Consider the following 12,688-nt stretch of genomic DNA (forward strand, 5'->3'; position numbering starts at 1 on the left):
GTATGATTAATTAGGGTTATACTGTTCGTCGAGAGTCCGGGTGGAGCCACCCGCAACGCACCGGCAGGCGGCGTCCTCGTGAGCGAGCGGATCCAACACGATGCTGCCGACGGAACGAGCCATCCAGGGAATTTGAGCCGCGATCTGGGGCAAGGTCCAGTTCCGCAGGAGCACACGAGTATCATCCGCTATTCGCGCAGCCAACGTGCCTAATCCGCCTTGCTTAGTCACCAACGCGATCGTGCGCGAGAGGCCGGTCGCCGGCAATGGCATGACTTCGAGCGCCGGTCGATGGACGGCAGCCTGCAATATGCACAGGGGTGTTGTAATCGCCACGCCCATGCCATTGGCGACCATCGAGAGCAGCGAGTCCGACGTGTCGAACGACATCGTCTGCGGATGCTCTATCCTTAGACGCCGGAGATGACGTTCAATTTGCGTTCCCATGTGCGAACGCGCGGTGTAGCGGATAAGTCGGTGCTCGAGTAGTAGGTCGTCCAGTAGACGATCGCGAAGAGTATCCGCCCAGGCAATCGGTGCTACCAGGAGGAATGGCTCGCGCAATAGGGGTAAGCGGGTAACTTCGTCAACGCCCTCCATTGGATCCGATGTGACAGCTGCATCGATCTCGTTGCGCATCAATGCCTCGGCATGCGCGGGTACCAGCCCCGAATATGCGCTCACGCGAAGCGCGATTGAACCCGCCATGAGGCTGCGGACCAACAGTGGTCCCACTGTGGACGCGAACGTGTCGATCATCCCGAGCCGAAGGTCCTCGCGTTCGGGACGCGCTGCGGCGGCCCGCATTTCCTCGACAGCTCGTCCGACGCGCAGGGTTATCTCGCGCATGTGGGTGAGCAGAGCTTGCCCCGCCTCCGTGGGCCCAAGGGGACGACGATCGCGACGGACGAGGGACGCGCCAATATGCGCCTCCGCGCGCTTCATCGCTTGTGAAACGGCCGATTGAGTGATGCCAAGTCTGAGGCCGGCCGCGCTCATGCTGCCCTCTTCGATGACGACGGCCGCGACTTCCAGTACACGCAAATCAGGCAAACTAAACATAGGAAGCCTAACGCTAATGGATTTTTATCGGGTGTGCCACTAGTCCGTTTTCTCAGTTGCGGCGAGTCAATCTACTCGACAGGTTGGCGCACCGGAAACTCGCGCTTACTGCGCAAACAGCCGATTCCAAAGCCGCAGCGGTGGAACTGTTCGATGACACTTCATTTATCGACATTTCCAACCGCTCCAATTTCGGCGCAGAGTTCGATCCGGTGTGTCTGGAGAGTCCGCGCCAGATGACAACATTTCCGGGTGGCGGATCTGCGGCCCTGGCCAGGTCGCCACCCAATTGTGCAAGTTCGGTCAAGTAGAATGCGGGGGTTCCAAGGCGACCTCGTTGAATGCCGACGTCCTTGATGAGTTCATCGGGCAATACGATCTCGGTGTCCGTGAAGGCGATCTTCGGTGATGCGTCCGGGCCGTACGATCGAGCATGATGAGCCAGAGGACGCGCCAGCTGAGAGGGCAGACGACCGCCACCAAACTAGCGAGCCGCTCCGCGGTCCGCAGTTTTGAGTCCTCCGCCCTGCAGCCCGATTTTAGGAGCTTCTGGAACAGCTCGATTTTCGTGCACGCACCTATTGGATCATGGACGTAGCCGCGCCTCTCTCTTGTCAACGATGAGTGCGCCGCCTTTGTCCACGAGGTCAGAAGTTGATGCGAAGGCCGCCGCGCATGAGCTCCCTCTTGAGCCTGTGGTTTTGGCCGACGCGGGCATCGATGTGTAGGTGCCTGCGAGTTCGCGGATATGGGTATCCGCAGACACGTCCCACCACCGGCCGATGATCCAATGCGACGGCCATCCCGAAACGAGTGAAGCGACCTGCCACAATGCGCTCAAGAGCGTAAACTTGATCTAGAGGCCGCGCCGATCTTGCGTCTCGTCTTCGGCACCATCATGCGAGTTCATTGACACTAAGCCCAGTTCTAGACCATGGCTTTGAGATCCCAGTGGGTCTAAGGACGCAATTGATCGAAGTCGCTGGCTGGAATGCCATTGTGATGCTGGTGAGCGCTCAATCAGGAAAGCACGCAAGTAGACGTCATCAGCTTGCTCATTTCGCGCAGGAAGGCGATGATGGCTCAGCTGCTCGGCAGCGCCTCGGAAGAGCCAGCAAAGAGCGCCTTCGGTTGAGCGCGATAGGACCGATCATCGAGAAGTCGCGTCACACGCCAGCGTGAGGACGCTCACGGGATGAAGAAGGCGAGCTTGCCCGTCTGTCGGGTAGCGTCAATTATGATGCTAGAATGCGGGGTAATCTCAGGACAGAGACATTGTTGTGTGGAAAGAGTGCAAAAGTGTCCCGCAGTGCGGTAGACCGCTCGACCGAATGCTCCTCGCAATGCCGCAACGGCGCAATCCCCCGAGATGTTCGCGTACATCGCCAGAAACTTCGATGCCGAGTTCCTCAACGAGTTCTCGGGCAAGGCCTGGCGTGGTGTTTCACCCCCTTCGACCGGTCCGCCGGGCTGCACGAACATTTTGGTCCAAAGCTCGCGTACCAGCGGAAGGTTTCGTGCGACATTCGTGGTAGGGCACGCGGCGATCCGCGCCGTGCGCACGGCTGCGGCGTTATCCATCAAGCAACGCCCCCTTTTTTAGATCACCCTCTGGGGCCGCTTGCGGGAGAACTATCAGCAGAGGGATGATGACGACCATACCAGCTGCCAGCATCACTCCTGATGGGCCGGCTACAGTCAACACCTGGGCGCCAAGGACGGCTCCGAAGCCGATGGCCGAATTGATGACCGCCGAGTGCATCGCGGCAGCAGTCATCACTGTCGAACCGGCGGCGCGTAGGATCCAGGTCTGGAGTCCCGCGAACAGCGCCGCGACGGCCGCGCCCCAGATGACCAGCAAGACAAGGACCCGGCCTGTCCCCAACTGGGGACCAAACCATCCAAGGCCAACGAGCGCCAGACACAGAGCAAGCAGCCCCGCAGTAATGATGGGCTTCATGAAGCGGTCGATGAGGACGCCCGCCAGGATGTTCCCCAGGAATCCTGCTCCGCCAAAGCCGAACAACAGCGCGCCAATCATGACTTGGGCAACGTTTGGAATCTCGTTGAGAAATGGTTCTATAAATGTGTACGCCCCGAAATGCGCCGCCGCCATGAATGTCGTTACGGCATAGATCCCCAACAGGTCATGCCTGCGGCAGACTGATCCAAGCTCTCTCCATCCCGCTGGCGTCCCGGCCTGCATTTTCGGAAGAACTGCCACCATCAGGGCTGAGGTGATCAGTCCGATGGCGCCAATTAATCTGAACGCTGCACGCCATCCGCTCACCTGACCGACGAAGTTCGCGAGCGGCACGCCAACAACGGTCGCCATCGAGATCCCGCCGAATACGATTGCCGTCGCAACACCCATACTGCGGGACGGCGCAATCTTAGACGCAACCACAGCCGCCATGGCCCAATAGAAACCGTGAACGACAGCGCCCACCGTGCGTGCCAGCAACAACCCTTCGAAAGTGTGAGACATCGTCGCCGCAAACGTTGTTGCGGAAAGGATAATAGTTAAGGCGATGACTAGCGGCTTGCGAGGAAACTTCTGAAGCAGAACGGGCGACAACAGAGCGCTGGCAGCACCGATCCAGGCATAGAGGGCCACCGTGAGCCCGACCGCTGCCTGATCTCGTCCGAGGTCGCGAGCAATCTGAGACAACAGCCCGATAGGTGCTATCTCTGCCAACACGATGTGAAACGAGGCGATGCCTAGCACGATGACGGCGAGCCAGATGCGGAGCGAAGATTCTGTGCCGTCACTCGTCATTATTAAACATCACTGTACGAAGGATCCGCCCGTTTCATTTGTCGATGATCAGCCGCTGCTTGTACGCATTTTTCAACCATGGGCGTGGCGCCGCATGGCATGGGCGTCTCTCCGGATGTTGATCGACCTGCATCGGTGGTATCCGATCGTTACGGTCGCATGGGTCGTTCTCTCCATCAACTGCGAGAGTTGATAGTTGACACACGACAAACGGCACTCGGTGTCCTCCGACTGGCGTCCTGAGTGGGACTGTCGTTCCGGCTGGCATCGTGAAAGAGGGCCTGACCTTACTCGAAGAGCTGCGTCGCCCGCCACCAGGCGCTGCGCTTCGCCCCCCAAACGGACGGTGCAATAGCATCGTGATGCCTTTCGTGCGCTCGGACGGCCTGCAGATTGCCGAGCTGCCAACACCGAAGAGGAGGTCTCACTCACAATGTCCCGGCACTGCTTCGGCAGCTTTAGCAGGGCGCTCGGGGATCATGATCTCCGGGGAGCCGCCATTGCCTCGCCTGCGTACGCGCGCGCTGGGTGTCAATCGGCCCTTTAATTGCGGTTTGTTGTCAAACTTACATTTCTGAACTCGCCCACGGCACGGTGGTAGTGCTCGCGCCGTCGGAGCTGGTCCGGATTGCGGAGACGGCGCGGGCCGGCTGATACGTGCATTGGATCGCCGGGGCTGGTTAAGGTCTTCGCTGGGATCATGGTCCTTTCCGAGGTCGCGCAGCGCCTTATGATGATGTCGGGGTCGGGCGCCTCAACGTTTGCAGCGGAGTGCGGACGAGCCGCCACCACCTGATTGACCGAGGTCGCCACAACACGGTCCCAGCGGGACATCGCCAGTCCGGCAGACCGGACCAGGAACTCTACAAGATCGGATCAGGCTTCCTTCCCCTGGCCCCAGTCGAACGATGTGCCGTAGACCCAGATACAGTGAGGAGGGATGGCGAGTTTGCGCGCGATGGCGACCTTTGCCTTTCGCATGCCAATCCGCTTAGCGAGCTTCATGCCCCAAGCCTTAAGAGAGGACCATTTCTTCGTTCGATGAAGCAGGACGATCGCCGCCTCGTACAGGTAGGTTGGGAGAAGACGGTCGCCCCATCGTGATACCTTGCCCAGTTTCGCCAGAGTGGTTGCGTCGAGGCGTAAGACCCAGATAGGCGCCGACGCTTGATGCCGATCGGAAGCGCGATGTTTCAAGGTGCTGTCGCATGCGCTGGCTGAATTAGGAGGACGGATCGAGCTTTAGCATTGATGCTAGCAGCCGCTCCGGCTTTGAATCCCCAAGTAGGCTTCAACGCGCGATGCCAACGGGCCGTATGTTGGTCCGTGCGAAGCCCTAATGATGGACGAAACGTTCCGCGGTTACATAAATTAGACTACGAGGGGCACGGATCGGTGGTGGACGCCTGAAATGTCCCGGCTCAGCAAAATCCCCTTGGAATTCCGATAGGTGAGTTCGGCATTGCCTTCGTGCATCTAAAAATGCGATTTTCAGTTCTAGCCGGTTCGCTGCGCCAAGAGGATTGCCAACCTCCAGGACGAGAGGCTCTAGGGCGGAGAGCGATCCCATAATGGCGTGGCGACTGGACGAGCACTCAACCAAAGATGGCCCCGCCCAATTAAGGTAAAGTCAATCCAGCCCTGCCCCGACAATTATTGATGTGAAGGTAAACGATCATCGCCGCTGCGTGACGAGCTATCGTTACTCGGCGAGGATCATCCAGCACTTGAAGGGCGACTACGCGGTTGCAGCTTCAGCGTACGCGCCAGGCGTGTGGCTGAGCAAAGAGCGCGGCGAGCGCATGCACAAACGCGGCCGCAGGTGCGGCGTCGTGCTCCCCGAGATCCCCGAAGGCTCCTGATGGAGTGGGTTGACGAGCCTGCCCAGAATCTACGAATTGCCTGGTTGTGAGCCCTCGAGGCTGGCGACTTTGACCGGATCCAACGTCCGGCGAAGGGAGCTCGCGCAGCAATAGCCTGATATCGTAGCCCTCTCGACTCGAGAGTCCTTACTTAGCTTTCCCATCCCTTCGTTGGTCCACACTGTTGAACTCGCGCCGCAGCACGGTATCGGGTTTGATCAGCGCCGGCGCCACCACCTCCAGTCCAGGATGATCGGCGAGGATAACCTTCCGACCAATAAGCCGCTCGCGAGCGCCTGCAAATCGCGCTATGACGAGCGGGCGGACTGACTGTTACCCGTCTACCAAACGGGACAAAGAGGCGATGCGCTAGCGAGCATCGCTAGCTACGTTCTCTTGTATTCGGACCCGCGAAACGTCGAAAATTGGCGAGAAATGAAACGACCCCAGTGCTTAGAGCGGCGGGGGTCGTTCCGAGGTAAGCGCCAGACTTGGGCGGGGGGCTGAGGCCAGACGCCTACGACATGAAATCAGACACGCAGATTTTCCGCACTGCTTTTACCACGCCTCGGGTCGACTTTAAGCTCGTAAGAGACTGCCTGCCCTTCCCGCAGCCGCTCCCATCCGGCTGAATGAAAGCCGAAACCATTCGTCGCATTTCACAACACCGCTCGCCACTCCCGTCTCCCATTTGAGCAATACTGTAGAGTAGTTCTGGTCGGACCATTCGGGCGGCAACGATTCGCGCACTGACGCACAATCTCCGCTGCTTCGGCGTCAGCGTAGTTCGCTTGAGGAGTTCGAGTATGGCGAGCCTGGGCGATCATGCTTTCATGCCAGAGACCAGGCACAGCCGACGGGTTTGACCCAGGTCGCATCGTTCTGATCTTCCATCCTGTTGCGTCACTTGGGTGACGAAGGTCACGTGGGTGGGTTCTCCTAGCAGGGAAGCCGCGAATTCATCGGCCCAAATGACTCATCGGCCACTATTTTGCGGACAAGCCGCGGCCTCGCAACTACCAAAAGGGGTAGCTGGACGAGCGTACCGCACCAAATTAGCATGCTCCCATGACCGTTCGGAGAACATGGAAGATGAACTGGAAGAAGGAACTGGAGGCGCTGGTTCAACAATCCGCGGCACTCGTAGAACGCGCACGGAGCGTAGCGCCTATTCCAAAGCTGATAGCACCCATCGCGCCAATCGCAAAAGCTTCCCCACCCGATTCTCCCCCGCGGTTGAGCTGGGACACCTCCGAGCGAGAGCACATCAGCAAACGAGTCGCGAATTTCAGAGCGCATCAAGAGCGCGTGCGCCGCGAGCGCGACGAATATTTTTCCCGCACGATGCAACGGACACGGGATCTCGCGAGAGGCCACGGCTCCGACGAACAGATGTAGGCGGTCGGACAGTCGCGCAACTTTGCTAACAATCCGCCAAATCGCGCCAGAAGAGTCGACTGCGGCCGACCACCGGCTGGGAACGGCGAGTAGCCGTGAGAGTCGTACGAGTCTCCAAGAGACGCCCGTCACAGCCCATCTGAGGATTGCCGCGCGCTGAGGATTGCCGCGTGGTGTCCTCACGCCATAGGTTGCCCTCGTACTGGATGCGCTGGGGCGCAACTACGCGATCGTTGTAGTGGCGCCGCCGACGCCCACACGAATCTGGCGCATGGATTTTGCACCGCCGAGGAAGGCGTGGGTGGTTGACCCTGCCCCTCGGGCTTAATCCAGTTTGAAGTTCGTTCTGGCCGAAGACGAGGACCAGAGCATGCAGCACGTTCGAGATCGGAAGGCCCGATCTGCTGGCTCGGCGCGTGAGGCAGAGACACGAGATGTGCGCAATCGGGGAAGAGTTGAGATCAGACGCGCTTCACTGGAGATCGCGATAGGCATTTTGCTGCATCGGACCGTTGTTGTCGCGGAGTGTGAAAGCACGGAGTCGACATCGTCCGCGATGATCGAGACGCTGGGAGCGAAATGACGAATGATGATCGTCGTGCACGGCATGACTTGGCTCACGATGTGTCGCATCGGAACGGTGATGTTCGAGGGCTGGAGCGTCTGAAGCTGTGTCGAAAGCGCTCAATGATGCGCATGACGCCACCACAATCGGGAGAGGCAGGAACTTCGGCCCAGGTTTGAGCTTCCAAATCCACAGGCGGCGGCTGGCTGTCGTTTGGGGCTGTCTCATGATCGAGAAGTTCGCGGCAAAGGCCGAGCTTGGCAGCGCGATTGGTTGGCCATGAAGCCGAAGTGGCGGATGCGATGGAAACCGTCGGGCAGCGTATGAAGCAGGAAGCGGCGAATGAACTCGTCGGGCTTGAGCTTCATGATCTTTGTCGCGCCGTCCTGGCGGTAATCCTTCCATGTGAAGGCAACATGATCGTTGTCGGGTGCGACGAGCCGGCTGTTGGCGATCGCGACGCGATGGGTATATCGGCCGAGATAGGCCAGCACCTGTGCGGGTCCGCCGAAGGGCCGCTTGGCGTAAGCAACCCAGTTGACGCGCTGCATGGCTTTGATGCGACCAGCGAAAGTGTCGAGTTCGGCAAGAGAAGATCGCCGAAGAAGCGCAAAGCGCCGGCGTTGAAGGCCCCGATCAGGCGTTTGAGAAAAAGCCAGCGAAAGAGCCGGGACAGCGGTTTGACGGCCAGGAAGAAGTTCGGTCGGCTGGCGATCCAGCGTGTTCCATCAGGTGACGGGCCGCCGCCCGGCACGACACAGTGAATGTGGGGATGATGAGTTAGCGCTTGTCCCCAGGTGTGCAGGACCGCGACGCCGCCGATCTCCGCGCCGAGCCGGCGCGGATTGGCAGCAAGCGTCGGTCATCGCCTCGGCGGCGGCCTTAACAGGATGGCATAGACGACCGCCTTGTTTTGGAAAGCAATCGCGGCGATCGGTGCAGGAAGCGTAAAGACGACGTGGAAGTAGGGAACCGGCAGCAGGTCGGCTTCTCGCGCGGCAAGGCACGCGGCTCGGGCTGGCCCCTGACACTTCGGACAATGCCAATTCCGGCAGGAATTATAGGCGATCCGCGTCATGCCGCAGTCATTGCGGGCCTCGACGCGGCCGCCGAGCGCCTCGGTTCGGCACCCAACAATGGCGCTCATCACCCGCCGCTCGACGCGACCGTGATGACCGGCATGGTCACGACGATAGGCGTCGCCATGCCGGCGCAAGATATCGGCAATGTCAATGGCGGGTCGGTGCGGACGGACGTCGGGGGGCATAAGCCGGATCCCGGAGCCGTTGTCATGCCGGTGGCGTCACCTCCAGCGACAGGCGGTCGAGCGGGCTCTGGGTCGCCCGGATCGTATGGTTGGCGACCTGCGTGTAGCGCGCCGTCGACGACGGATTATTGTGCCCGAGCAGAACCTGGATGATCCGGATGTCGATTCCGTTCTCCAGAAGATGTGTCGCGAAGCTGTGGCACAGCGTGTGCAGCGTGACGCGCTTGGTCAGGCCCGCAGCCTTGACCGCCGAGCGGCAGGCGGCATGCGACACGGTCGGATCAATCGGGTGACCTTCGTCACGCCCAGGGAACAGATAAAGCCGCGGCCGGGCGAGCCGCCAGTAGGTGCGCAGGATGCCGAGCAGTTGGGACGACAGCATCACGTTGCGATCCTTCGCGCCTTTGCCGTGGCGCACCTGGATGACACCGCGGGTGCTGTCGATGTCTTCGATCCGCTGTCCCGCGACCTCGGAGGCCCTGGGGCCGGCCGCATAGGCGGTGGTGAGCGCGGCGCGGCTCTTCAGGCTCGACACCGCCTCGAGGAACTGCACCACTTCGTCGGCGCTGAGAACGACCGGCAGCTTGCGGGGCTCTCGCGCATAGGGAATGCGCTCCGGGATGAGCGCCTCGCCGAGCGTGACGCCGTAGAAAAACCGTAGCGCACAGACGATGATCTGGTTCAGCGCGGGCCATGAGATGTCGGTCGAGACCAGATGCACCTGGAAGGCCCAGACGTCTTCCAGCTCCAACCGCTCAGGCGATCGGCCGAGATAGCGGCTGAACTTCGAAACCGCGCTGATGTAGGATCGCTGCGTCGCCGGCGACAGATTGCGGACTGTCATGTCCTCGATCATGCGGCGGCGAAGAGGGCTCAAATCGGCCATCTCAATACCCTGTCTGAGGGGGGCTCCAACACCCACATCCTCTCAGCCAGGAGGCGATCTACGCCACCTCGCCACGCACGCCGCGACAGCGGCTTCGTTCAATCCCAAATCGATTCGGTCTAACCCCATCCGGCTTTAGGCCGCACAATCCGCGAACCGTCCTAACCGCGCTTGCATCGATGTCGGCGCGCCGCAGCTTGGCCGTCAGGCCATGACGGCTCCAGAACACGCGCACCAGCACACATCACACGAGCAGCGTAATAGCCTTGAAGAAGCCTCCCTCCTGATGTCCGTGTAGGGATGGGTGGCGTCGAGATCGAGGATGATCTGCAGGCCGCAACAATGCGAGAAATGCGCGCTACGCTCAGGAGAGGCCATTGCGGCACCCGCTGAGCTGTGCGTTATAAACAGAACGCTGCCATTGTAGCTCAGCGCTCAGTTGCAGGCAGCAAACCAATCAGCGCTTTAGCCTCGGACTTCAGCACTTCAACGGCAGATTTCCGAGCATCTGCATCAAAGCGAGTGCGAATGGCGGAGACTGAGAGCGCGCCCCGCAATTTGCCATAGACATCGATTACGGGCACCGCTGCGGCCGCAACCTCAGGATCACGCTCGCCGATCGAGATGTAGAAGCCACGATCTCTGATCTTCTTTCCATCAGCTAATGCAAAATCGCGGTAAGCGGTAAGAACGCGGCCCGCAGCGCCGCGATCAATCGGCAATCGTTGTCCTTCTTCGAGGTGATGCCGGACGGAACGCGGAGAATTAACGCGATAAAGGCAAATGCGCTCATCGCCCTCCGCGATGTAGAAGGATGCGGTCTCTCCGGTTGCTTCGACCAGACGATGGAGCGAGGGTCTGATCAGGTCACCGAGGTCCAGCCCACGCTGATAGAGCGCCCCAAGGCGCCATAGCTCCGGTCCGGGTCGAAATAGCCGGTCGGTCCCCCGCACCAGGAATCCGTCCGCTTCCAGGGATGCGGCAAGGCGAAGGACCGTGCTCTTGTAGAAGTCGGTCGCCTCGGCAATCTCGGTCAGCGTCATGGCTGCGCGCTCAGCGCCGAAGGCCTTGAGGATCGCCAGGGCGCGCCCGACCGCATCAACCCCTGTCTTTGCCATTGATACAGTCCTCGTCATCGTGTTCTGTCGTGCAGAACAAATATCCAGAATGGATAGAAAGTCCAGTATTCAATGCCCATCTGGGTTCTATGTTGCAGAATGCAATTGACTCCGGATGTAGCGCCAGTTACCTGTTTTGACGCTTAGAACAGGTTCTGCGGAGCGAAACAATGGAAGGGCAGCCGGCACTTGCCGTCGACCTGCGCGACGTGATGATTCGCTTCGGCGACTTCACTGCCGTGAAAAGCATGAACCTCCAGGTCGGCGAAACCGAATTCGTTGCAGTAGTCGGGCCGACCGGCTGCGGAAAATCGACTATTCTCAATACTGTCACCGGACTGCTGAAGCCGGCCGCCGGCGAGGTTCGCATTTTCGGCAAATCGCTTAGGGGCCTGAACGGTCAGTCCGGCTACATGCTGCAACAGGAAGGGCTGCTGCCCTGGAAAACAGCCCAGGACAATGTCGGCCTCGGGCTGGTGTTTCAGGGCAGCTCGATCGCGAAAGCGCGCGAGCAGGCGCGGCCCTGGCTCGCCAAGGTTGGCTTGAAAGGGTTCGAGGAGCGTTATCCGCACCAATTGTCCGGCGGCCAGCGCAAGCGGGTCGCCATGACGCAGACCCTGATCATGCAGCCGAAGATCGTCCTGATGGATGAGCCTTTCTCAGCGCTGGACGTTCACACCCGTCGCCTCATGCACCGTATCCTGCTCGACCTCTGGCAGGCGGACCGGCGCTCACTGGTTTTCATCACCCATGACCTCGATGAGGCGATCACGCTGGCGGACCGCGTCGTTGTGATGTCTGCCGGTCCCGCGAGCCGCATGGTTGGCGATGTCCGGATCACGCTGCCTCGTCCCCGCGACCTCTCCGCGCTACAGACCACCGACGAGTTCGTCGCGCTTTACCGTGAAATCTGGTCGCTGCTCGGCGCCGAAGTGGAGAAAAGCTATGCCACGCAGGGGTAAGGTCGCTCTCACGCAGTTCGCCATCGTGCTTGGGCTGATCCTGATCTGGGAATTGGGCGTGCGGGCCGGGTTGATCGACCCGTTCTTCTTTCCGGCCCCGTCGACACTCATCGCAAGGATCGGAGAGTGGACGTCAACGGCCGACTTCTGGACCGATGTCAGCATAACACTGCTGGAGACGGTCCTGTCTTTCCTGGCTGGTATCGGGATCGGCACGGCGCTTGGTATCTGGTTGGGCTTAAGCCCGTTTGCGGCCGAGGTCCTTCAGCCCTTCATCAAGGTGTTCAATGCGATCCCGCGCATCTTGCTGGGGCCCATTTTTGTCATCTGGTTCGGATTGGGCCTCACCTCCAAGGTCGCGCTGGGCGTGACGCTGGTTCTCTTCGTCGCTTTTTTCAACACCTTTCAGGGCGTTCGCGAGGTCAATCCGGTCGTGCTCGCGAATGCGCGCCTGCTACGTGCATCGAAGTCCTCCCTGCTGCGCCATGTCTACCTACCGTCCGCCACCACGTGGATCCTGTCGAGCCTGCGGGTGTCGGTCGGCATGGCTGTGATGGGAGCAGTGGTCGCCGAATATCTCGGTTCGTCCGCGGGATTGGGGCACCTGATTGCGCAGGCCGAGGGCGTCCTCGACGCGACCGGAGTGTTCGCAGGAATCATCGTCCTCTCCGCCTTCGTCGTTGCTCTCGATGCCATTGTCGACCGCGCGGAAAAACGGCTCCTGGTCTGGCGGCCCGCACCTGCCCACGAAGCCTGATCGTACCGCTCTCCCATTCTCATGGAGTTTCC

Annotated in this window: 7 protein-coding genes and 2 pseudogenes; 3 read left to right on the plus strand and 6 right to left on the minus strand. The window is 60.2% G+C overall.

Going from position 1 to position 12,688, the window contains the following annotated elements; translation table 11 throughout:
- Positions 1-6: 6 nt before the first annotated feature.
- From BRA1253DRAFT_RS28025 to BRA1253DRAFT_RS43765, 3 genes and pseudogenes are all read right to left on the minus strand, one after another.
- On the minus strand, positions 7-1,062 hold the full coding sequence (locus BRA1253DRAFT_RS28025) for a LysR family transcriptional regulator (RefSeq protein WP_007599983.1): 1,056 nt from the start codon (positions 1,060-1,062) through the stop codon (positions 7-9).
- Between the two features lie 1,573 nt (positions 1,063-2,635).
- Entirely contained in the window at positions 2,636-3,841 is a 1,206-nt protein-coding gene (locus tag BRA1253DRAFT_RS28035) for an MFS transporter (protein ID WP_007599985.1), read from the minus strand.
- Positions 3,842-4,717: 876 nt separating this feature from the next.
- A pseudogene (locus tag BRA1253DRAFT_RS43765) lies at positions 4,718-5,027 on the minus strand (transposase); the annotation flags it as partial.
- 1,768 nt (positions 5,028-6,795) lie between these two features.
- Between BRA1253DRAFT_RS43765 and BRA1253DRAFT_RS41825 the strand changes: the two are divergent.
- A complete protein-coding gene (locus BRA1253DRAFT_RS41825; RefSeq protein ID WP_007599988.1) occupies positions 6,796-7,101 on the plus strand; it encodes a hypothetical protein in 306 nt (101 codons plus the stop codon).
- 617 nt (positions 7,102-7,718) lie between these two features.
- On the opposite strand, the pseudogene BRA1253DRAFT_RS28055 reads toward BRA1253DRAFT_RS41825, so the two are convergent.
- From BRA1253DRAFT_RS28055 to BRA1253DRAFT_RS28065, 3 genes and pseudogenes are all read right to left on the minus strand, one after another.
- Positions 7,719-8,933, minus strand: a pseudogene (locus tag BRA1253DRAFT_RS28055) (IS91 family transposase).
- 22 nt (positions 8,934-8,955) lie between these two features.
- Positions 8,956-9,819, minus strand: a complete 864-nt coding sequence (locus tag BRA1253DRAFT_RS28060; RefSeq protein WP_007599989.1) for a tyrosine-type recombinase/integrase — start codon at positions 9,817-9,819, stop codon at positions 8,956-8,958.
- 428 nt (positions 9,820-10,247) lie between these two features.
- Complete coding sequence (locus BRA1253DRAFT_RS28065) at positions 10,248-10,937, minus strand: IclR family transcriptional regulator (protein WP_007599990.1); 690 nt, start codon at positions 10,935-10,937, stop codon at positions 10,248-10,250.
- Positions 10,938-11,107: 170 nt separating this feature from the next.
- On the opposite strand from BRA1253DRAFT_RS28065, the gene BRA1253DRAFT_RS28070 reads away from it, so the two are divergent.
- Both BRA1253DRAFT_RS28070 and BRA1253DRAFT_RS28075 read left to right on the plus strand, forming a co-directional pair.
- Positions 11,108-11,899 (plus strand): ABC transporter ATP-binding protein, encoded by a 792-nt coding sequence (locus BRA1253DRAFT_RS28070; protein ID WP_007599991.1) that lies wholly within the window; start codon positions 11,108-11,110, stop codon positions 11,897-11,899.
- Positions 11,883-12,656: an ABC transporter permease gene (locus BRA1253DRAFT_RS28075; protein WP_007599993.1), complete on the plus strand. Its 774-nt coding sequence runs from the start codon at positions 11,883-11,885 to the stop codon at positions 12,654-12,656. The genes BRA1253DRAFT_RS28070 and BRA1253DRAFT_RS28075 overlap by 17 nt, the downstream gene beginning before the upstream one ends.
- Positions 12,657-12,688: the final 32 nt, after the last annotated feature.

Origin of the sequence: Bradyrhizobium sp. WSM1253 (assembly GCF_000244935.1) — a bacterium.
Classification (GTDB): Bacteria; Pseudomonadota; Alphaproteobacteria; order Rhizobiales; family Xanthobacteraceae; genus Bradyrhizobium; species Bradyrhizobium canariense.